Origin of the sequence: Mesorhizobium sp. M1322, assembly GCF_040318085.1 — a bacterium.
Lineage (GTDB): Bacteria > Pseudomonadota > Alphaproteobacteria > Rhizobiales > Rhizobiaceae > Mesorhizobium.
In genome coordinates, this window is sequence record NZ_JAMYLP010000031.1 from 1 (window position 1) to 19,489 (window position 19,489).

The 19,489-nt window shown below is 61.0% G+C and carries 21 protein-coding genes and 1 tRNA gene; 16 read left to right on the forward strand and 6 right to left on the reverse strand.

Annotated features, from left to right (window positions below):
• Positions 1 to 497: 497 nt before the first annotated feature.
• The gene (locus NKH12_RS13980) at positions 498 to 998 is read right to left on the reverse strand and encodes a helix-turn-helix domain-containing protein (RefSeq protein WP_352953652.1); all 501 of its coding nucleotides are present in this window, start codon (positions 996 to 998) and stop codon (positions 498 to 500) included.
• Positions 999 to 1,231: 233 nt separating this feature from the next.
• A complete protein-coding gene (locus NKH12_RS13985; RefSeq protein ID WP_352953653.1) occupies positions 1,232 to 1,453 on the reverse strand; it encodes a DUF6471 domain-containing protein in 222 nt (73 codons plus the stop codon).
• 132 nt (positions 1,454 to 1,585) lie between these two features.
• Here NKH12_RS13985 and NKH12_RS13990 point away from each other — a divergent pair, with 132 nt between their 5' ends.
• The 3 genes from NKH12_RS13990 to NKH12_RS14000 all read left to right on the forward strand — a co-directional run bounded on the left by NKH12_RS13990 (position 1,586) and on the right by NKH12_RS14000 (position 4,544).
• Positions 1,586 to 1,798 carry a hypothetical protein gene (locus NKH12_RS13990; protein ID WP_352953654.1) on the forward strand — a complete coding sequence of 71 codons (213 nt, stop codon included), beginning with the start codon at positions 1,586 to 1,588 and terminating at the stop codon, positions 1,796 to 1,798.
• 63 nt (positions 1,799 to 1,861) lie between these two features.
• Positions 1,862 to 2,533: a hypothetical protein gene (locus NKH12_RS13995; RefSeq protein WP_352953655.1), complete on the forward strand. Its 672-nt coding sequence runs from the start codon at positions 1,862 to 1,864 to the stop codon at positions 2,531 to 2,533.
• A 1,285-nt stretch (positions 2,534 to 3,818) separates the two neighbouring features.
• A complete protein-coding gene (locus NKH12_RS14000; protein ID WP_352953656.1) occupies positions 3,819 to 4,544 on the forward strand; it encodes a tyrosine-type recombinase/integrase in 726 nt (241 codons plus the stop codon).
• 6 nt (positions 4,545 to 4,550) lie between these two features.
• Here NKH12_RS14000 and NKH12_RS14005 read toward each other — a convergent pair.
• Positions 4,551 to 4,635 (reverse strand) — tRNA-Leu (locus NKH12_RS14005).
• Positions 4,636 to 4,907: 272 nt separating this feature from the next.
• On the opposite strand from NKH12_RS14005, the gene NKH12_RS14010 reads away from it, so the two are divergent.
• Entirely contained in the window at positions 4,908 to 5,495 is a 588-nt protein-coding gene (locus NKH12_RS14010) for a YqaA family protein (RefSeq protein WP_352953657.1), read from the forward strand.
• 95 nt (positions 5,496 to 5,590) lie between these two features.
• Positions 5,591 to 6,109 (forward strand): disulfide bond formation protein B, encoded by a 519-nt coding sequence (locus NKH12_RS14015; RefSeq protein WP_352953658.1) that lies wholly within the window; start codon positions 5,591 to 5,593, stop codon positions 6,107 to 6,109.
• A gap of 151 nt (positions 6,110 to 6,260) precedes the next feature.
• On the opposite strand, the gene NKH12_RS14020 is transcribed toward NKH12_RS14015, so the two are convergent.
• Together NKH12_RS14020 and NKH12_RS14025 are read right to left on the reverse strand one after the other, a co-directional pair.
• Positions 6,261 to 6,818 (reverse strand): HNH endonuclease, encoded by a 558-nt coding sequence (locus NKH12_RS14020; protein ID WP_029348574.1) that lies wholly within the window; start codon positions 6,816 to 6,818, stop codon positions 6,261 to 6,263.
• Between the two features lie 129 nt (positions 6,819 to 6,947).
• Positions 6,948 to 7,589 carry a DNA-3-methyladenine glycosylase family protein gene (locus tag NKH12_RS14025; protein WP_352953659.1) on the reverse strand — a complete coding sequence of 214 codons (642 nt, stop codon included), beginning with the start codon at positions 7,587 to 7,589 and terminating at the stop codon, positions 6,948 to 6,950.
• 91 nt (positions 7,590 to 7,680) lie between these two features.
• Here NKH12_RS14025 and gluQRS point away from each other — a divergent pair, with 91 nt between their 5' ends.
• Both gluQRS and NKH12_RS14035 read left to right on the forward strand, forming a co-directional pair.
• A complete protein-coding gene (gluQRS, locus tag NKH12_RS14030; protein WP_352953701.1) occupies positions 7,681 to 8,556 on the forward strand; it encodes a tRNA glutamyl-Q(34) synthetase GluQRS in 876 nt (291 codons plus the stop codon).
• Positions 8,557 to 9,131: 575 nt separating this feature from the next.
• Positions 9,132 to 10,007 carry a DMT family transporter gene (locus tag NKH12_RS14035; protein WP_352953660.1) on the forward strand — a complete coding sequence of 292 codons (876 nt, stop codon included), beginning with the start codon at positions 9,132 to 9,134 and terminating at the stop codon, positions 10,005 to 10,007.
• A 49-nt stretch (positions 10,008 to 10,056) separates the two neighbouring features.
• On the opposite strand, the gene NKH12_RS14040 is transcribed toward NKH12_RS14035, so the two are convergent.
• Positions 10,057 to 10,908 (reverse strand): YihY/virulence factor BrkB family protein, encoded by an 852-nt coding sequence (locus NKH12_RS14040; protein ID WP_352953661.1) that lies wholly within the window; start codon positions 10,906 to 10,908, stop codon positions 10,057 to 10,059.
• A gap of 57 nt (positions 10,909 to 10,965) precedes the next feature.
• Between NKH12_RS14040 and NKH12_RS14045 the strand changes: the two genes are divergently transcribed.
• The 9 genes from NKH12_RS14045 to NKH12_RS14085 all read left to right on the forward strand — a co-directional run bounded on the left by NKH12_RS14045 (position 10,966) and on the right by NKH12_RS14085 (position 19,390).
• On the forward strand, positions 10,966 to 11,832 hold the full coding sequence (locus NKH12_RS14045) for an SDR family oxidoreductase (RefSeq protein ID WP_352953662.1): 867 nt from the start codon (positions 10,966 to 10,968) through the stop codon (positions 11,830 to 11,832).
• Positions 11,833 to 11,855: 23 nt separating this feature from the next.
• Positions 11,856 to 12,047, forward strand: a complete 192-nt coding sequence (locus NKH12_RS14050; RefSeq protein WP_029348580.1) for a twin transmembrane helix small protein — start codon at positions 11,856 to 11,858, stop codon at positions 12,045 to 12,047.
• 22 nt (positions 12,048 to 12,069) lie between these two features.
• Positions 12,070 to 12,651: a cob(I)yrinic acid a,c-diamide adenosyltransferase gene (locus NKH12_RS14055; RefSeq protein WP_352953663.1), complete on the forward strand. Its 582-nt coding sequence runs from the start codon at positions 12,070 to 12,072 to the stop codon at positions 12,649 to 12,651.
• Positions 12,652 to 12,676: 25 nt separating this feature from the next.
• Positions 12,677 to 13,477, forward strand: coding sequence for a rhomboid family intramembrane serine protease (locus NKH12_RS14060; RefSeq protein WP_352953664.1), 801 nt, complete (start codon positions 12,677 to 12,679; stop codon positions 13,475 to 13,477).
• 317 nt (positions 13,478 to 13,794) lie between these two features.
• Positions 13,795 to 14,544: an electron transfer flavoprotein subunit beta/FixA family protein gene (locus tag NKH12_RS14065; protein ID WP_352953665.1), complete on the forward strand. Its 750-nt coding sequence runs from the start codon at positions 13,795 to 13,797 to the stop codon at positions 14,542 to 14,544.
• A 157-nt stretch (positions 14,545 to 14,701) separates the two neighbouring features.
• Complete coding sequence (locus tag NKH12_RS14070; protein WP_352953666.1) at positions 14,702 to 15,631, forward strand: electron transfer flavoprotein subunit alpha/FixB family protein; 930 nt, start codon at positions 14,702 to 14,704, stop codon at positions 15,629 to 15,631.
• Between the two features lie 117 nt (positions 15,632 to 15,748).
• Positions 15,749 to 16,627 carry a 3-hydroxybutyryl-CoA dehydrogenase gene (locus NKH12_RS14075; protein ID WP_352953667.1) on the forward strand — a complete coding sequence of 293 codons (879 nt, stop codon included), beginning with the start codon at positions 15,749 to 15,751 and terminating at the stop codon, positions 16,625 to 16,627.
• Positions 16,628 to 17,034: 407 nt separating this feature from the next.
• Positions 17,035 to 17,214: a hypothetical protein gene (locus NKH12_RS14080; protein WP_352953668.1), complete on the forward strand. Its 180-nt coding sequence runs from the start codon at positions 17,035 to 17,037 to the stop codon at positions 17,212 to 17,214.
• Between the two features lie 127 nt (positions 17,215 to 17,341).
• On the forward strand, positions 17,342 to 19,390 hold the full coding sequence (locus NKH12_RS14085; RefSeq protein WP_352953669.1) for a family 16 glycosylhydrolase: 2,049 nt from the start codon (positions 17,342 to 17,344) through the stop codon (positions 19,388 to 19,390).
• The last annotated feature ends 99 nt before the right edge of the window (positions 19,391 to 19,489 follow it).

Here is a 19,489-nt window from a genome sequence, read left to right on the forward strand (position 1 = left end):
TTTCGGTCCAAGGCATCGTGATCTCCGTCGAATCTCAGCAATCCGACAGAATCACAACCTGCTGAAATCACTCACTCCTTTTTGGATCGGACACTTAGAGCGGCCCTGGTGTCAACCATTAGATCTTTTTCGTACCTAGCCAAGTATTTGTAGAGGTCGATCGGATATTGCTCGTTCATGTGGTTCATCCTTCTGTACAACCTGGCTGCTGCCAGCGTCGAACAGATGTGAACCGCTCAAGAAGCCAACAACCGACGCGCGATGCGTCGTGCTGCATACAGTGCCCTGACCGATGTAGATGAACTGAGCGTCGAGATTGAGGAGGAGGCGCTGTGCCTCACTCCTCCTTTAATGCCCGAAGTAGGCACGCTCTTTGCTCAGGTGCAAAGTGACGGGGGTAGCAACCACTTCGGAGTCCAAAAGGACAACAGGTCCGCAATAACTCCAAGCCAGCCTAGCATTCTGGCATAGGCAAAGGGGGGCAAAGTTGCCGGGCGTTAATGCTTCGCAGTGGGAGCTACCGCCACGTCTGCCAGATCGTGTTGCCCGACCCACCGGTATCCCCACACGATTGAAGTGGGCTCAGGCAAATCCTCCAACCTGACCTCAGGGACATTCGCGTCCTCACACGAAAGCAAAATGTTTTCGTGATCTGGAACATCGTCAACAACGTGGGTGAGCCAGGGGCGGATGTGAAGGCTCCCATCCCAGAGAGTAAAAGCGGCGAATGGCCAATTTTTGTAGAGGACCGTGTGGGTGGCCTTTACCACCTTAAAGTAGCAAAAGTCCTCTCCCGCTGAGAGGTAAACGCCGGCGGAGGGGACAGCGTAGTCCTCTTCCTCGCGTCTGCGCAAGATTGGCTCTTCAGCAAAGTGTGGTTTGCCGTCAATTGTAACCGGCTGTGGCAGCACGCCGTGCTGAGCCATCCGCAGGACATTTTCTTCGCGAATGCCGAGCAGGTCGGCGACTTCTGTTACGGTCAGATATTTGTCGGACATAGGGTTCCTTTCGTTAGGTTCGTCCGACGCGCATTTGGTCCCGTGGCGCTCGATCCACTAGGTGCGTTCTTCGCAATACTATAGGGGAAGACAATTCCTTCCGCTGCGATCGTCTCGAGCCGGACTCGACCCCGCCTGCGCCAAAACTCGAGCAAGGTCCAAGGCCCAAACCCGGACTGCTCAACCAGAGCTGCGATCACTGCACGGACGAGGCGCTGGCGCCCCTCATAAGGTCAGTCGAGCTTAAGCCTCTGCGACCCGACCGCTTTGAGGACCTGAGCGAAGAACACGGCGCTGAAGCGTCCGCGTGACAGCTTATTGCTGATGTTGGCCTCTTTCTCCTCCACGCCGATGGCAGCCAGCTTTTCGACCAGATCTGCATAGCTCAGGCCCTGAAGCTTGAGCTCGGCCTTCAGGAGCCCGCTCACCAGCCGCTCCCACTCGGTCTCGGTCATCCGAACATCCTCCGCCAAAAAAATCTTGCGCGGCCCATTGAAACCACCTTTTTAGTGTTTATCTATCGTATTCAGTATAAATATACTGATTTCGATACATAACTTCCTCAAACTCAGTTAGGAACCATGACCATGGACCAGACAACGGCAAACGTGCTGACGGATCTCCTGCGCGAACTGTCCTCGGAGCTAGATCTGCACCACGATGACGCACATCTCCGCGTCTGCAAATCAACGATCAAGTCCATGCGACGTGCCGCCAAAATGATGGAGGAAGCCGGCTACCCAGCCCCTGACGCGTACCACCACGTCCTGTCGCGCTTCGAACGGGTGACTCGTCCCTAACATAGCGATCCGACATCAAAATTCCACGGCGCCCAATCGCCCTCCTCCACAGGACTTTTCAAAATGACTCCATTCGATCTTTCCATCTCAAGCTCCCACTACCTGGCGCTGGCGCGCGAGCGTCACCGGACCGGGATATCTAGACTGAGCGAGGAGCTGGCCCGGATGCTGGATGACGCGGCCTACGACTGCGGCCTCAATAAGGAGCACGTCGACATCCTGATTGACCCCAGCAACTGGAGCGCCGCCGTACGTGATGAGAACAAGAAACCCCGGGTTTTTTTGGATTCCCGGGTCAATCAAAGGGGAAACGCGGAGATTAACTGGGCAGGCGGTGATTTCGACATCCTGTATGACGAAGATTTTTTGACCCGGTATGCGAACTCCGCCCGATCCTCCCACTCGGTCCCATGGCGAGGACTTGGGGAACTGATGTGGTGGAGGGGATATGAGCTGCTGGTCGGCGACGTCATTCTTCGGCGATCACCAGCAGCTACTGCTCTCTTGTATGCCCATGCCGCCCGCCTCAAAGAACTTGCGTCCTTTCTCGCCCGGCACGTGAACCTGGTCGGAGCAATGGCGCTCAACTTCACCTATCGGGATGGCGAAGTAACCGCAGCGGACTTCGTGCCAACCATTCCGCCTGATCGGCTGCAGGAGCTGATCCAGGAGCGCGAACGACGGACGGCCGCGAGGCTTCGGGAGGCCGTCGAGCGTATCGTCCCCAAAGAATGATCTTGGAGGATCGTCCCCCGCTCTGCGCCCGATGAGATCACGAGCGCGCTGGCCTCCCTCCTCCCTCAAACAAGCATTCGATCGTTCAATGATCCTCCCCATCGCCCACGTCCGGCCACCGCACTCGCCACGTTCTTTTCATCTGCTGATCGACAACGGCGCCCTCCTGGAGCCTACAGGGCGTGCCGTCTCCTCCGTCAGAGGCTCGCCTTCGGTCAAGCCATCCAACTGCGCGAAGAGGAGCGACACGGCCCCGTGGATTTTCGGGCGGCATTTCTGGCCTGCAACTTCGCCAGTAGCTGGGAAGTTTTTGAACTGGCTCGGCGGCGGGATCTTTCGATCACCCGCGCACCTGGGGCAGGAAGCGGAAGGGGTAGACCTTTTTTCGGGAGAAAGGATCGGGTTGTGGCGGGTATGGTCCCGAACACGGCCCGCGTAAAATTTTGCTTTTTCAAGTAATAGCATGCGCCGCCACAGGTCGCTTAGCTGTGAAAACCCACTTCCCCTATAGTACCACGCAGGAGACCCATGGAACCGCTGCGATCACGGAACTAGATCTCGGGCAAGTTCCACATGATTTGAGCCGACATCGGATGAAGCGACCGTCAAGCCGATTGCCAGACAACCTCGCACCTGTTGCGGTTAATCTTGACCAAGCTGCCGCGCTCATCGGGATCGGCTCGTCTCTGTTCACCCAGCTAGTGGCTGCGGGCCAAATGCCAGAACCAAGGCCAATTGCTTCACGCCTTCTTTGGGACGTGGAGGAGGTAGTTGCCGCCTTTCGCGCGATCCCACATCGGGGCGAGTCCAATAGATTGGGCATATCGTCCCCATCAAACAACCCCTGGAACTGATGCCTAGAAAGCTACCAAAGGGCGTTTCCCCTGATCGTGACCGACATGGAAATGTGCGCCTGTACTTTCGCGCCCTCGGCCGGTCCAAAGTCCGACTACGAGAGAAGCCGGGGACAAAGGAGTTTGAGGCCGAGGTGGCTTGTGCTCGGCTAAACGTTCCCTACGCGCCTCAGAAGCTCAGCGGCACCGCGGACCGAAATGAACCGGTGTCCCAGAGGTCCTTTCGCTGGCTATGCCAGGAGTACAAGCGACGTGTAAGGCTCTCACCCAAAATCTTGGCTCGACGGTCATCGGTTCTCGATGAAATCTGCAACAGCGAGCACAAAAGCGGCAGCAAGCGGGGGACACTCCCCTTCGACCTCCTGGAGCGGAAGCACGTCCTCGAAATTCGAGATGATCTCCGTTCGACGCCAGGTGCCCAGAATGAGGTCGTGAAGGTCATCTCGGCCATGTACGGTTGGGCGATTGAGAACGAGATCGTCCGGAGCAATCCAGCTCTCGGGATCAAGCGCCTGAAATCTGGCGATGGATTTCACACATGGTCCGTCGCAGAGGTGCGTCAGTTCGAGGCACGCCATCCACATGGCAGCAAGGCACGTCTGGCACTGCATCTGGGACTGTTCACAGGACTGCGTCGCCAGGATCTTGCGATCCTTGGGCGCCAGCACGTCAGGAATGGGTGGCTACACATCCGGCCCCAGAAGACCAGCAACTCGTCAGGAGTGGAGGTGGAGCTCCCCATTCTTCCTCAGTTGAGGGCGACAATCGACGCCAGTGCTTGCGGTGACCTGACCTTCTTGACGTCGGAGTGGGGAAAACCCTTCACCGTTAATTCACTTGGTAACAAAATGCGGGACTGGTGTGATCAAGCAGCGTTGCCCCACTGCACCCTTCACGGCCTCCGAAAAGCTGGAGCCACTATAGCAGCCGAGAACGGCGCCACGGACGAGCAACTCATGGCGATTTTCGGTTGGACCACCAAGCAGCAAACCACGCACTACACGAGGAAGGCGCAACGCCGCCGGATGGCCGGACAGGCCGCCCATCTCTTGGTTATTCCGGAACAAAATCAGGACGAAATTGTCCCACCGAGAAAGTCGATGACAAAGAGTGGGACAAAAATCAGAAAAAGCTCCGGCAAATCAACACCTCCATAAAGGTGGTGGTGCCCCTAGCCGGGATCGAACCAGCACTCCTTGCGGAACTCGATTTTGAGTCGAGCGCGTCTACCAATTCCGCCATAGGGGCTCAGGCCGGGCGGCCTGGATGGGCGCGGACTATACGGTTGGAGGCCTGTTCGTCAACTGGCCAATTCCCGGCATGCGGCCTTCGCTCGACCCAGCCTTTCGATTTCGTGAAGCCGTGGCCATTGTGCGGCGCGAAAAATCTTTCTAGACAAGCGGCGCATTAAAGCGCGTCGCGGCTGGAGAGATTCATGTGGCGCGCGTTGGTCTTTGTTTTTATGCATGTCGTTATCCCAAAACCGCTGCGCATTTGGGCGACATACATTAGGGGTGCCGATGCTTCGCGGACTTTACGACTGGACCTTGTCGCTGGCGGCAAAGAAATCCGCCGAGTGGTGGCTGGCCTTCATCGCTTTCGTCGAAAGCTCGGTGTTCCTGGTGCCGGCCGACGTGCTTTTTCTGCCGATGGCGCTGTCGCGGCCGGATCGCGCCTATCGCTACGCGCTGGTCGCCACGCTGGCATCCGTTCTGGGCGGCATCGCCGGCTGGTACATCGGCCACTATGCCTACGACTCGGTGGCGCGGCCGATCCTCGAATTCTACGGCAAGTATGACGACTTCGAGACGCTGCGCGTCTCGTCAGGCGTCGGCTTCATCATCCTGATGCTGATCACCTCCGGCCTCGCCCATCTGCCGCCGATCAAGGTGGTGACGATCCTGTCCGGTGTCATCGGCGTCAATCTCCTGCTGTTCATCGTGCTGGCGATCTTGGCGCGCGGCGCCCGCTTCCTGTTCCTGGCGTGGCTGCTGCGCCGCTATGGCGAACCGATTCGCGAGTTCATCGAAAAGCGCCTTGGCATGATCGCGGGTGCCGGCGCCGCTGCCCTGATTTCGCTCTATATCGTCGTCAAATACGCCTTCTAGTATGAGAAGTCCGGGTTAGGGTGAGAAGTCCGAGCTAGAGCAAGGATGTTGAAATTGACCCATCCTTTGCTCTGACGGGAATGGACGGTAGATCGATGACAGCGACCGTGAGTGCCGACACTGGACGCCAACGCATGCGGACGGCCCTGTTTCTCGCCGTCGCCATGGCCGCCACCGTCGGCTCGGCGCTGGCCTTCCAGCACCTGGGCGGCTACATCCCGTGCAAGCTCTGCCTGGAGCAGCGCACCCCCTACTACATCGGCGTGCCGCTGATGCTGGTTGCGGCGCTGTCGTCGGCGCTGCGCTGGCCTACTTGGCTGACACGCGGCCTGCTGGCCGTCGGTGGCCTGCTGATGGTCTACGGCGTCTATCTCGGCGTCTATCATTCCGGCGTCGAATGGGCGTGGTGGCCGGGGCCGACCGATTGTGCGGCGGCTACAGGACCGGTGGACACCGGCGGCAAGGGCGTGCTCGACGCGCTCGACAAATTCGTCCCACCCTCCTGCGACAAGGCGGCTGTGCGTATCCTCGGCCTGTCGCTGGCCGGCTGGAACGCCATCGCCAGCCTTGTCTTGGCGGTCATAGCGTTCCGCGGCGCCTTTGCCCGGGCCTGAGCGGCACAGCGCAGAGTTCGTCCAGAAATTCGTCAGGCCGGAGCGCATGACGTGGCTTTCGAGAACCGGAGCGGAGCGTACTCAAGTACGTGAGCACCGGAAGCGCAGAAAGCTGCGTCAGGCGACCGGCATGGCGGATTTCTGCCGAACTCTACGGTTCAAGCTCGACATCCCAGTAGAGATAATCCATCCAGCTTTCATGCAAATGGTTGGGCGGAAACAGGCGGCCGTTGTTGTGCAGATCATGCACCGTCGGCTGGTAGGGCTTCTGCAGCGGCCACATCTTGGCATGCGCCGGCATCATGCCGCCCTTCCTCAGATTGCAGGGCGAGCAGGCGGCGACGACATTCTCCCACGTCGTCGCGCCGCCGCGATGGCGGGGAACGACATGGTCGAAGGTCAGATCCTCCGGCGTGCCGCAATACTGGCACTGGAAACGGTCGCGCAGGAACACGTTGAAGCGGGTGAAGGCCGGATGCCGCGATGGCTTCACATAGGCTTTCAGGCTGACGACGCTCGGCAGCTTCATCGAGAAGGTCGGCGACGACACGGCGTGCTCGTATTCGGCGACGATGTTCACCCGCTCGAGGAACACCGCCTTGATGGCGTCCTGCCACGACCAGAGCGACAGGGGGTAATAGCTGAGCGGACGGTAATCCGCGTTCAGCACCAGTGCTGGAAGCCCATCCGGAGATACGGCAACCGTCACGTCCTTGACCTCCTTGGTTCTAGAACCGATCGGCGTGGATACTGTAAGCCCGACATGACAGGGATGTGAAGCGGCTTGTCGATCAAACGCCACGCCAAAAGGGCCTGATTTCAATGCTTTTTTGTGAATTCAGGCCGGAGGCGCTGCGTCCCTGCCCTTCAATTCGCGATAATAGGCCCAAAAAAGCCGCGATGCGACACCTCGCCACGGGCTCCATGATTCGGCGAGCTGGATCAGTGTTTTTTCGGGCGGACGCGGGTCGATGCCGAGCGCGTGACCGACCGCGCTCTGCAGGGCAACATCGCGTGCCGGGAAGACATCGGGGTGGCCGGCGGCGAACAAAAGATAGACTTCCGCCGTCCACGGGCCGATGCCTGAGACCTTGGTCATCGCCGTGATCGCATCCGTGGCATCGAGCAAGCAGAGATGATCGAGGTCGAGGCCATCGACCACAGCCTGGGCGACGGCGATCAGGCCGCGCTGCTTCGGCCGCGACAGTCCAACCTCGCGAAAGATGGCTTCGTCGGCGGCAAGGATGGCTTGCGGCGTCAACGGATCGACGAGTTTTGTCAGCCGCCCGAAGATGGCGTCGGCGCTGGCGCGGGAAACCTGCTGCGAGACGATGATCGAGGCAAGGCTTCTGAACCCCGGCTCGGAGAGCCGAAGCGGCACCTCGCCGGCCATGCCGCGCACCTTTGTGAGGCGCGGGTCGAGCAGGCAGAGCGCGTCCAGCCCTTGTGAGATGTCGTCGAGCGTGGCGATGCGTTGCATGTCTGCTTGTTCCCAGCGCAAAATGGCAGATGTAATCCGGCGCAAAGTAGCAATTGGCGAAAGCGCCGCACAACCCGATTGCCGCCGAAGGATCACACTCCTGACATTCCGCTTCGCGCCAAGCCCGAATGGCGAACTGCATCTCGGCCATGCCTATTCGGCACTGCTCAACCAGCAATTGGCGAGGGCAACGGGCGGGCGCCTTTTGCTGCGCATCGAGGACATCGACACGACGCGCTGCACGCCGGAATTCGAGGTCGGCATTTTTCGCGATCTGAAATGGCTCGGGCTTGGCTGGGAAGAGCCGGTGCGCCGTCAGTCCGAGCATTTCGCCGACTATCAGGCGGTGCTCGACCGGCTGATCCGCGAAGAGCTCGTCTACCCGTCGTTCATGAGCCGTGGCGAAATCCGCGCCTTCATTGCCGCTAGCGAAAAGCGCGGCCGCGACTGGCCGCGGGACCCGGACGGGGTGCCGCTGTATCCCGCCGTCGACAGGGCGTTGCCTATAAACGAACGCCAGCGTCGGATTGCCGAAAATGCGCCCTTCGCCTGGCGGCTGGACGTCGATGCTGCGATGGCGCGCATCGGCACAGACGTGTCATGGCTTGAATTTTCGGATGAGAGGCTTTCCGAAACACGCACGGTAGACGCGCAGCCGCAGGACTGGGGCGACGTGATCGTGGCGCGCCGTGAAATCCCGACCAGCTATCATCTCGCCGTCGTCGTCGATGACGCCCTGCAGGGCATCAGCCACGTCGTGCGCGGCCAGGACCTCTATTCCGCCACCGGCGTGCAGCGCCTGCTCCAGGAGATCCTTGGCCTGCCGCAACCAAGCTACTTCCACCATCGTCTCGTCCTCGGCCCGGACGGACGAAAGCTGTCGAAGAGTCTTAGGGATACCGGCCTTGCCGCCTTGCGCGACGCCGGCGCGTCACCGGCCGATGTCAGGCGGCTGATTGGGTTCTAATTCCTCGACACAGTAGATTTGACAGGGCGAGCCGATCGGCAGCGAACGTCGACAATTCCGTCCAGTGGCAAATCACCAACCTCTAGGATTAGCCGATCCATCCCTCCACTTCGTCATCCTAGGGCGGAGCAAGGAGCGCAGCGACGTGGCGCAGACCCTAGGATCCATGCCGTTACCTTGCGGCAGTGCTCCAGCGGACCAGAACCGAACACCTACCACCCGCGGGCGAAGCGCGAGCCGTCGGTGGCCAAGATCATTGGTGACACCGATGCAGATCGTGCCGCGCTTCTGGCTCGCGGTCATATAGGCATAGCCGGTCATGATGAAAAGGTAGCTGGCACCGTTGGGGATGCAAGGGCCGTTCTGAGGCGCTGCATTCTTCGGCTGGTGTCACGGAATGGATCCCAGGGTCTGCGCCGCGTCGCTTCGCTCCTTGCTCCGCCCTAGGATGACGAAGGCGCGCAACCTTCAATTCGGATGAGCCTATGGATCAACCGTTTGGTTTTGCTTGCCAGGTTGAACCACTTTACAGCAGTCGCGGCAGTCAACCCTCACCGAACACGCGGCTTCCCGAAATGCACAGCATCAAGGGGTTCATCCCCGCCTCTTTCGTCGTCCTGTGGGCGACCGGGTTCATTGGCGCGCGTTACGCCATGCCATGGGCCGAGCCCTTCACCTTCCTGGCCGCGCGCTTCGTTCTGGCCGCCGTCCTGTTGGCCGCCTTGATGGCAGCACTCGGTTCCAGGCGGGCGACCCGCGTGGAAGCGCTCCACGCGACCGGCGCCGGCATCCTGATGCATGGCGTCTATCTCGGCGGCGTGTTCTGGGCCATCCATCGAGGCATGCCGGCCGGGCTTTCGGCCTTGATCGTCGGGCTGCAGCCGCTGATCACGGCGGTGATGGCCGGCCGGTTTCTCGGCGAGGCCATCCTGCCGCGCCATTGGGCCGGTCTTGCCGTAGGACTTGCCGGCGTGGTCATTGTGCTTTGGCCGAAGCTCGGAGCGCTCGGCGGCGGCGTGACGGCCGAGACGCTGGCCGCCTCGCTTGTCTCGGTGCTCGGCATGAGCGCCGGCACGATCTGGCAGAAGCGCTTCGCCTCCGGCGGCGATCTCGTGGCGGCCACCATGTGGCAATATGTCGGCGGCGCATCGCTGATGCTCCTGGCCTCGCTCGCTTTCGAGACGCGAACCGTCGTTATAAACGGCGAGCTGATCTTTGCCATGGCATGGCTGGTGCTGGTGCTGTCGATCGGCGCCATCTTCCTGTTGATGGTGATGATCCGCGACGGCGAGATGTCGAAGGTCGCTTCGCTGTTCTATCTGGTCCCGGCCGTCACCGCGGTCATCGCCTGGCTATTGTTCGGCGAACAGTTGAACCTGGTCCAGATCGTCGGCATGGCGATCGCGACGCTCGGCGTCGAGCTGGCAACCGCTCAGCCGACCAAAGCATGATCCCGAAAAGTGGGAACCGGTTTTCGGAAAAGATCATGCTCACTAAGAATCAGCCAACGCGGGCGCGTGCCTCCAAATAGCGGCTGATCGCGGCGTTGAGCTCGCCCCCGAGGATGAAGATCGCCGAGACGATATAGAGGAAGACGACCGCGACCATGATCGAGGCAAGGCCGGCATAGGTCGTCACATAGGACGAGAAACGGTCGAGATAGGCGGCAAAGATGGTCGACCCGATGAGCCAGGCAATCAGTGTAAAGATGATGCCCGGGATGATCGAGACGAAGCGGCGCTTGCCCGCGGGCAGCCAGTAATGCACCGCGAACAGCCCACCGACGATGACGGCGGAGGCGATGATGTAACGCCACAGCGTGATCGTCCCCATATAGGGTTTTACCCATTCGAAATTGGCCTCGGCCAGCCGTCCCAGTATGGGCGCGAAAACCACGAGCACGCTGATCACCAGAAAACCTGCCGTGGCGATCAGCACGAAGGCGATGCTCTGCACCCGGCGATAGATGATGCCGCGCGTTTCGGAGACGCGGTAGGCGCGATTGAGCGAGGTGCGCAGCGCCTCGATCCCATTCGAGGCGAAGAAGGCGGCAAGCAGCACGCCATAGGTCAACAGATCGGTGCGCTGCACGGTGAGCACGTTGAGCACTTCGCGCGCGATCGGATTGGCGATCTGCTCTGGCCAGGTGTCGAAGACGAGATGCACGGCGGTGTCGGCAAAAGCCTGCGCGCCGAGGAAGCTGGCCAGCGTCGTGGCGAAAATCAGAAAGGGGAATAGCGCCATCAGCGCCGTGATCGCCAGATGACTGGCCATCGCCCAGCCATCGTCTGCATCGAAATGGCCGAACGCGTCATAGAGCACGCGTTTGACGGCTACGATCTTCCGCAACACGAACCGCGTTCCCTTCGATTGTCTCGACGCCGCGAATATGGGAAGGGATTGCGGCAAATGGCAAGCCTAGGTCAAAGCACGCCTCCTCCTGGAGAAGAGTTGCGCACCATCATCGTCACCGGTGCTTCTTCCGGGATAGGCGCCTATTGCGCCCGGGCGCTGAAGGCGGAAGGCTGGCAGGTGTTCGCGACGGCGCGCAAGCCGGAGGACATCGCCGCCCTCGAGGCCGATGGCATCGAGACTTTCTATCTGGACTACCGCGAGTCCGGATCCATCGAGACGCTGGTGGCGTCGGTGCTGGAGCGGACCGGCGGACGGCTCGATGCCCTGTTCAACAACGGCGCCTACGCCCAGCCCGGCGCGGTCGAGGACCTGCCGGTCGCAGCACTCAGGGAGCAATTCGAGGCGAATGTCTTCGGCTGGCATGACCTTACCCGCCGTGTCGTGCCGGTGATGCGCCGCCAGGGCCATGGCCGTCTCGTCCATTGCTCCTCGATCCTTGGCCTGGCGCCGCTGCCCTTTCGCGGCGCCTATTCGGCGTCGAAGCATGCGATCGAAGGGCTGATGCTGTGCATGCATCAGGAACTCCAGGGCAGCGGCATCCACGTCTCGCTGATCGAGCCGGGGCCGGTGACGTCGAAGATCGCCAGCAACGGCCTTGTGTGGTTCCTCAGGAATATCGACCGTGAGAATTCCGTCCACCGCCTTGCCTACGAGGCGCAGCTGCAACGGCTGCAGGCCGGCGGCAGCACGTCACGGCTGAAGCCCGGGCCGGAGGTGGTTCATGCGGCCTTGCGCCATGCGCTTCTGTCGCGGCGCCCGCGTCCGCATTATGTGGTAACGGTGCCGGCCAGGATCGGCGTTGTTCTCAAACGCATCCTGCCGGCGGAGATGCTCTACCGCCTGCTTGCCAAACGCGCCTGAACGCAATCGACTGGAAACACACTATGGCAACCGTCTTCAACATCCTCGCTGTCCTCGTCATGGTCGCCGTGGTGATCGTGCTGATCCGCGGCCTCATCAACATGATGCGCGGCGGTTCCGCCATGACCTCCAACAAGCTGATGCAGACGCGCGTGCTGCTGCAGTTCGTGGCATTGGTGCTGATCATGCTGGCGGTGTATTTCACCCGCAAGTGACGGCGATTTCGGGAGGCAGAGCGTGGTCAAGCTCAACAAGATCTACACCCGCACCGGCGACGACGGCACCACCGGCCTTGGCACCGGTGAACGGCGGCTGAAATCCGATCTGCGCATCGACGCCTATGGCACGATCGACGAAGCCAATGCCTGCATCGGCATGGCCCGCATCCACACCGCGGCAACACATCCGGCGATCGACGCGATGCTCGGCCGCATCCAGAACGACCTTTTCGACCTCGGCGCCGACCTGGCCGTGCCTGACGACGGCAAGCCGCTCGGCTATGAGCCGCTGCGCGTCATTGCCTCGCAGACCGAACGTGTCGAAATGGACATCGACCTGCTCAACAAGGACCTGCAGCCGCTCAAATCCTTCGTGCTCAACGGCGGCACGGCGGCGGCGGCGGCCCTTCACCTTGCCCGCACGGTGGCACGGCGGGCCGAGCGCATCATGGTGGCTTTGAATCAGGACCCAGGCGAGCATGTCAACCGCGAGGCGATAAGATACATCAACCGCGTGTCGGACTTTCTGTTCGTCGCCGCACGCGCGGTCAATGACAATGGAAACGCCGACGTGCTATGGGTTCCCGGCAAGAACCGCTGAATCTGCCGAGGCGGGAGGGGGTCCGATGTTCATCCCGCTTTATGACACCAACCGGCTGCGCCACATCAAGCAGCAATATGTGACGATCGGCCTGATCGCGTTCAACACGCTCATCTACTTCGCCACCGCGCTTGGCGGCGAGCAGTTCACCAACGCCGCTGTGCTGGGCCTCGGCTTCATCCCGTCGGTGGTCCACGACAGCGTCGAGCTGGCTCCGCAGTTTGTCATGATCCCGGAGAGCCTGAGCTACGTCACCTATTCCTTCCTGCATGCCGATATTTTCCACCTCGGCGGCAACATGCTGTTCCTCTGGGTGTTCGGCGACAATGTCGAGGACGCGCTCGGTCATATCCGCTTTCTCATCTTCTACCTGCTGTGCGCCATCGCCGGCGCCTTCTTCCAGGGTCTGATCGCGTGGGACTCGCAGGTTCCGCTGATCGGCGCCTCAGGCGCCATTGCCGGCGTGGTCGCCGCCTATCTGATCCTCTATCCCCGGGTGAAGGTGTGGGTGCTGGCCTTCGCCCGCATTCCGCTGCGCATCCCGGCCTTCATCCCGCTCATCCTGTGGATCCTGTTCCAGATCGTGATGTTCGCCGCCGGTGGCGAGGATCAAATCTCCTGGGCCTGCCATGTCGGCGGCATCATCGCCGGGGCCGTGCTGGTGCTCATCTTGCGCAACCGCGCCGTGCCACTGCTTGCCGGTCCTGAGGAAGAGACCGCGCTGGTCGTCGGCCCGGCACCCGCTGCTGCAGAACCCACGGCAAGTGACCCGCTAGCGCAGCCAGCGCCGCGCTGGGGACGGGGAAGCGCCTCCAGCCCGGACTGAACCGATTTGAGTGCGTCACGGATGATTTGGGGTGCGCCCCGGATATTGACGCGCGGGGTCGCCGCAACTACGGAAGCTTTCCCACACTAATGCATGTCGCGCAAAAGTGTGCAGCGGTCTTGCGATAACGACATGCATGAAACACACAACCTAAAGCGCGTCGCGTGTGACCGGTCAAATGCGACGCGCTTTAGGCGGTCGGAGACTAGAATTCCGTCCGGAATGTCGGCTTTCGACAACTCTGAAGAGGCGCACCCTGCTATAGCGCGCCCGACTATCTTGAAAGAGGTGGCTATCGTGAAAGAGGTGACAGGCAAATGAAGATCCTTGTGCCCGTGAAGCGGGTTGTGGATGCGAATGTGAAGGTTCGTGTCAAAGCTGACGGTTCAGCGGTGGAACTCGCCAACGTCAAGATGGCGATGAACCCGTTCGACGAGATCGCGGTCGAAGAGGCGATCCGGCTGAAGGAGGCCGGCAAGGCGGAAGAGATCATCGTAGTCTCGATCGGGCCGCAGCAGGCGCAGGAGACCTTGCGCACCGCCCTCGCCATGGGCGCCGACCGCGCCATCCTGGTCAAGACCGACGAGCAGACCGAGCCGCTGGGCGTCGCCAAGGTGCTGAAGGGCGTGGTCGAGGCGGAAAAGCCCGGTCTCGTCATCCTCGGCAAGCAGGCGATCGACGACGATTCGAACCAGACCGGCCAGATGCTGGCCGCACTTCTGGGCTGGGCGCAAGGCACCTTTGCTTCCAAGGTCGTTATCGATGGCGACAAGGCCAAGGTGACGCGCGAGGTCGATGGCGGCCTGCAGACGGTGGAGCTGAAGATGCCGGCGATTGTCACCGCGGATCTTCGCCTCAACCAGCCGCGCTACGCTTCGCTGCCCAACATCATGAAAGCCAAGAAGAAGCCGCTCGACGAGAAGAGCCCGGCCGACTACGGCGCCGACGTCAAGCCGCGGCTGAAGGTGCTCAAGACCGAGGAGCCGGGCGGCCGCAAGGCGGGCGTCAAGGTCAAGAGCGTCGCCGAATTGATCGACAAGCTGAAGAACGAAGCCGGCGTGCTCTAAGGAAATCCGATGAGGCCGGCCTGCAAAGGGCCGGTTTCTCCGCTTCCGGTGCTCACGTACTGAAGTACGCTCCGCTCCGGTTGTCGAAACCAACCGTTTTCGACTCGGCCTGACCGGATTTCAGGGTGTCTCGAAAACGAAAGTCAGGGACATCATAATGGCTATTCTTCTGATTGCCGAACACGACAATGCGACGCTTTCCGACCAGACCGCCAAGGCGCTTTCGGCGGCATTGCAGATCGGCTCGGACGTGCATGTGCTGGTCGCCGGCAAGGGCGCCAAGCCGGCAGCGGACGCCGCCGCCAAGCTCAAGGGCGTCACCAAGGTGCTGCTCGCCGAAGCCGACGAGCTCACCGAGCGTCTCGCCGAGCCGCTGGCCGCGCTCGTCGTCGGCATAGCCGGCGCCTATGACACGATCATCGCGCCGGCGACCTCGTCGGGCAAGAATGTCGCGCCGCGCGTGGCAGCCCTGCTCGATGTCGCGCAGGTGTCCGAGATCATCGAAGTGGTGTCATCAGACACCTTCAAGCGCCCGATCTATGCCGGCAACGCCATCCAGACGGTGCAGTCGAGCGATGCCAAGAAGGTCATCACCGTGCGCACCGCCTCCTTCCAGGCCGCACCCGAGGGCGGTTCTGCCGCGGTCGAGACGGTTCAGGCAGCAGTCAATCCCGGCCTGTCGAGCTTCGTCGAGAACAAGCTTTCCGAGACCGATCGTCCGGAGCTGACTTCGGCCAAGATCGTCATCTCGGGCGGCCGCGCGCTGGGCTCTTCGGAGAAATTCCAGGAAGTCATCCTGCCGATCGCCGACAAGCTCGGTGCGGCCGTCGGCGCCTCGCGTGCCGCCGTCGATGCCGGCTACGCGCCGAACGACTGGCAGGTCGGCCAGACCGGGAAGGTCGTGGCACCCGATCTCTACATCGCCGTCGGCATATCCGGCGCCATCCAGCATCTTGCCGGCATGAAGGATTCGAAGGTCATCGTCGCCATCAACAAGGACGAGGAAGCGCCGATCTTCCAGGTCGCCGACTACGGCCTAGTCGGCGACCTATTCGTCATTCTGCCGGAACTGCAAAAGGCGCTTTGACGCCTTCTGCCAAAGCGTATTAAATTGTGAAGGGCGGGGTAGACGAAGTCGCCCCGCCCTTTTAGTTTGCACCGCACAAAAAGCAGGCCGCAAAGGCCTTTTGACGGGATCGGTGTAATGAACAAGATCGAGACGATCGGCATCATCGGCGCGGGCCAGATGGGCGGCGGCATTGCCCATGTGTCCGCGCTTGCGGGCTACAAGGTGTTGGTCTATGACATCTCACCCGACCGCATTGAAAAGGGCATCGCCACGATCAGCGGCAACATGGCCCGCCAGGTCGGCTCCGGCAAACTCGAGGAAAAGCTGCGCAACGAGGCGATGGCGCGCATTTCGGCAGCGCCCACCATGGCAGACCTTGCCGCTGCCGATCTGGTGATCGAAGCAGCCACCGAGGACGAGACGGTCAAGCGCAAGATCTACGCCCAGCTCTGCCCGCAGCTCAATCCGGAAGCCATCCTGGCGACGAACACCTCGTCGATCTCGATTACCCGTCTCGCCGCGCAGACCGATAGGCCGGAGCGTTTCATCGGCATCCATTTCATGAATCCGGTTCCAGTGATGAAGCTGGTCGAACTGGTGCGCGGCATCGCCACCGAGGACCAGACCTTCGAAGCGGCGAAGGCCTATGTGAACCATCTCGACAAGACGATCACCGTCTCGGAGGATTTTCCGGCCTTCATCGTCAACCGCATCCTGCTGCCGATGATCAACGAGGCGATCTACACGCTCTACGAGGGCGTCGGCTCGGTCGACGCGATCGACACCGCCATGCGGCTCGGCGCCAACCATCCGATGGGACCGCTGCAGCTCGCTGATTTCATCGGCCTCGACACCTGCCTGTCGATCATGCAGGTGCTGCATGACGGCCTGTCGGATTCGAAATACCGCCCCTGCCCGCTGCTGGTGAAATATGTCGAGGCCGGCTGGCTCGGCCGCAAGACCGGGCGCGGCTTCTACGACTATCGCGGCGAGCATCCGGTTCCGACCCGCTGACCGGCGATACGAGCCAACGGACATCGCGGTCGCGCTGAGTGAACACCATGCGGCTGTTCCGGCGACAGCTTCGTGGCCGCGGATCGAAGACCGCGTTCGGGCCGACAGCGGACTGGCAGCTTCCAGCCGCCGATCTTCAAGAGCGAACATTCAGTCCGGTGTCAGTATTGCCGTGACCTGACCCCTAATGGTCATTCCGAGGCGAGATTGCAGGTCCGAATCGGATTGAGAAAACGGACGTTCGGCCATCCTATCTGCGCCACCCCGCCGGCGAGACGCCGTGAGCCTCTTGAAACCCGACGGAAGGCCGCCTCCGCCGGCCAACAACCGTAACCCTACGGTGAAGGCCGCCTTGTCGCCTTAGGACGAACATTGCAAGTCCGGGGAATAATCCTGGGAGGAGTCCTATGACGATTGCGCGCGTGGACGTGATCACCTCGGTGCAGCGCCGGCGGCGCCGGTCGCGGGCGGAGAAGGAGCGATTGGTTGCGGCGACGTTCGAGCCCGGCGTCACGGTATCGGAGGATTCGCGGTATCGTGTGCCGGCTACGTCAACCGATTTGCGACTTCTCCCAAATTTCTCGTGAAGCGTTGGGATAACCGCACTGACCCATTTGCGGCGGAATCGGTGTCCATTACCGTTCCGTTAACAAATTAACGATTAGATCTGGTGGGGGTCACCGCGAAAATGTTGCGCGAACGAGGAGCCCATCAATGGCTGCGATTGCTCTTCCTGGCGATTGGACCGGACAGTACAAGGGATCGGAGCTGAACCTCTCCGGTTTCAACCTCTCCTTTTCTGACGAGTTCAATACGATGGATGTCGTGCCGAACAACGGCACCGGCAAGTGGTTCGCGCCTGTGCACGCCCCCTATGGGGCCGCCACGTTCATGTCGCCGGTGGGGGCAACGAATCCGTTCTCCGTCTCTGACGGGATGCTGACCATTACCATGAAGCAGGTGGACGGCGTCTGGCAGTCTGGAACGATGCAAACGGTTAACAGCGCCGGTCAGGGTTTCGCGCAAGAGTACGGGTACTTCGAGATGCGTGCAGCCTTTCACGGCGGGGCGGGAGCCTGGCCGGCTTTCTGGATGCTGTCGCCCGATCAGACTGTGCCACGCGTCGAGATCGACATCGTTGAAGCGTATGGGGGCGATCCCGATGGTCATCACCAGGCGGTGCACTTGAGCAATAAGGAAAGCCACGCTTGGGAAAGCAACTATACGGGCCTCCCCGGTTCGATGTTCGACGGGGCGTTTCACACCTACGGCGCGAGGATCACGACGGACTGGATCACCGTATACTATGACGGCAAGGAGCTGAGCCGCTTTCCAATGAGCGAGTCCTTCCGCACGCCGCTCTATATGTTGGCCTCGCTTGCCATGAATCCCCTTGAGGTCGAGCGGGCGTCCGGCACCTACAAGATGGTCATCGACTACGTGCGCGCCTATGCCGCGCCGGACGTGATGGAGCAGCACCTGACCGGGACGGATGCGGCGGATATCCTGAACGGCGGCAGCTTTGATGACGTTCTGGACGGCGGAGCTGGTGCTGACAAAATGTCCGGCGGTTTCGGCAACGACTCCTACAGCGTCGATGACGCATTCGACGTAGTCATTGAGGCTGATGGCGCCGGAATCGATCTGGTCATCACCTCGATGACGTATTCGCTGTCCGGCCAGCAAATAGAGCAGCTCACACTCACCGGCGTTGCCGACATCCATGCGATTGGTAACGAACTCGACAACACGCTGGTCGGCAACGCTGGCAGCAACCTGCTCGACGGCGGGATCGGAATCGACAAGATGGAGGGCGGCGCAGGCAACGATACCTACTATGTTGACAATGCGCTCGACCGCGTGGTCGAGGGCGACGCGGCGGGCAACGACCGGATATTCAGCTCGATCACCTATTCACTGCCAAGCTATGTCGAAAATCTGACTCTCATCGGCCTTGGCGCTATCAATGGTCGCGGCAATTCTTCCGATAATGAGCTGACCGGGAACAATGGGAACAACACGCTGGACGGCCTTGCCGGCAACGACACCATAAGGGGCGGGGCGGGTAGCGACCGGTTAGCGGGCCATGATGGCGCCGACCTTCTCGATGGCGGGACCGGGGCCGACCAGATGAATGGCGGAGCCGGCAACGATACCTATTATGTGGACAATGTACTGGACAACATCATCGACGAAGCGGGCCTCGACCAGATTTTCAGCTTGGTCACGTATTCACTGGCGGTCGATCGCCGGCTGGTAGAAAATCTGCGTCTGACCGGAAACGCCAACGTCGGAGCCACGGGAAATTCCCTCGACAACGTGCTCGACGGCAACGACAGCGACAACAAACTGGACGGCGGCCGAGGCAATGATACCGTGTTTGGGTGGGGTGGCAACGATACACTAACGGGCGGCCTGGGCATTGACTGGCTTACTGGTGGCGCCGGCAACGATTCCTTCGTTTTCAGCGCGCCGCTCTCAGTGGCCAACCGCGACATCATCACGGATTTCGACCATACGGCCGATGCATTCAGGCTCCAGAATTCGGTAATGCAGGGGCTTGGAGCCACCACGGGAGCCCTCGAGCCAAGGTACTTCTTCGCTGGGACTAGCGCGCACGACGCCGACGACCACATCGTCTATGACAACGTTACGGGTGCGTTGTTTTACGATTCCAACGGAGACGTCGCAGGCGGCATGACACAGCTCGCGACGCTGACGAACAGGCCGACGCTGCTGGCCGACGATTTTTTCGTGATCTGATCCGGCGCCTACAGCCCGCGGTCATGCTCGGTGGCGGAGAATCTCATCTTGCTCCAGTCCCAACGGCAAGCTCCATCAAGGAGTTAAGCTACTGCCGCT

Coding starts and splice junctions, on each gene's coding strand:
- NKH12_RS13980 (WP_352953652.1), bottom strand. CDS start 998: ATGTCCGACAAATATCTGACCGTAACAGAAGTCGCCGACCTGCTCGGC.
- NKH12_RS13985 (WP_352953653.1), bottom strand. CDS start 1,453: ATGACCGAGACCGAGTGGGAGCGGCTGGTGAGCGGGCTCCTGAAGGCC.
- NKH12_RS13990 (WP_352953654.1), top strand. CDS start 1,586: ATGGACCAGACAACGGCAAACGTGCTGACGGATCTCCTGCGCGAACTG.
- NKH12_RS13995 (WP_352953655.1), top strand. CDS start 1,862: ATGACTCCATTCGATCTTTCCATCTCAAGCTCCCACTACCTGGCGCTG.
- NKH12_RS14010 (WP_352953657.1), top strand. CDS start 4,908: ATGCTTCGCGGACTTTACGACTGGACCTTGTCGCTGGCGGCAAAGAAA.
- NKH12_RS14015 (WP_352953658.1), top strand. CDS start 5,591: ATGACAGCGACCGTGAGTGCCGACACTGGACGCCAACGCATGCGGACG.
- NKH12_RS14025 (WP_352953659.1), bottom strand. CDS start 7,589: ATGCAACGCATCGCCACGCTCGACGACATCTCACAAGGGCTGGACGCG.
- NKH12_RS14035 (WP_352953660.1), top strand. CDS start 9,132: ATGCACAGCATCAAGGGGTTCATCCCCGCCTCTTTCGTCGTCCTGTGG.
- NKH12_RS14045 (WP_352953662.1), top strand. CDS start 10,966: ATGGCAAGCCTAGGTCAAAGCACGCCTCCTCCTGGAGAAGAGTTGCGC.
- NKH12_RS14050 (WP_029348580.1), top strand. CDS start 11,856: ATGGCAACCGTCTTCAACATCCTCGCTGTCCTCGTCATGGTCGCCGTG.
- NKH12_RS14060 (WP_352953664.1), top strand. CDS start 12,677: ATGTTCATCCCGCTTTATGACACCAACCGGCTGCGCCACATCAAGCAG.
- NKH12_RS14065 (WP_352953665.1), top strand. CDS start 13,795: ATGAAGATCCTTGTGCCCGTGAAGCGGGTTGTGGATGCGAATGTGAAG.
- NKH12_RS14070 (WP_352953666.1), top strand. CDS start 14,702: ATGGCTATTCTTCTGATTGCCGAACACGACAATGCGACGCTTTCCGAC.
- NKH12_RS14075 (WP_352953667.1), top strand. CDS start 15,749: ATGAACAAGATCGAGACGATCGGCATCATCGGCGCGGGCCAGATGGGC.
- NKH12_RS14080 (WP_352953668.1), top strand. CDS start 17,035: ATGACGATTGCGCGCGTGGACGTGATCACCTCGGTGCAGCGCCGGCGG.
- NKH12_RS14085 (WP_352953669.1), top strand. CDS start 17,342: ATGGCTGCGATTGCTCTTCCTGGCGATTGGACCGGACAGTACAAGGGA.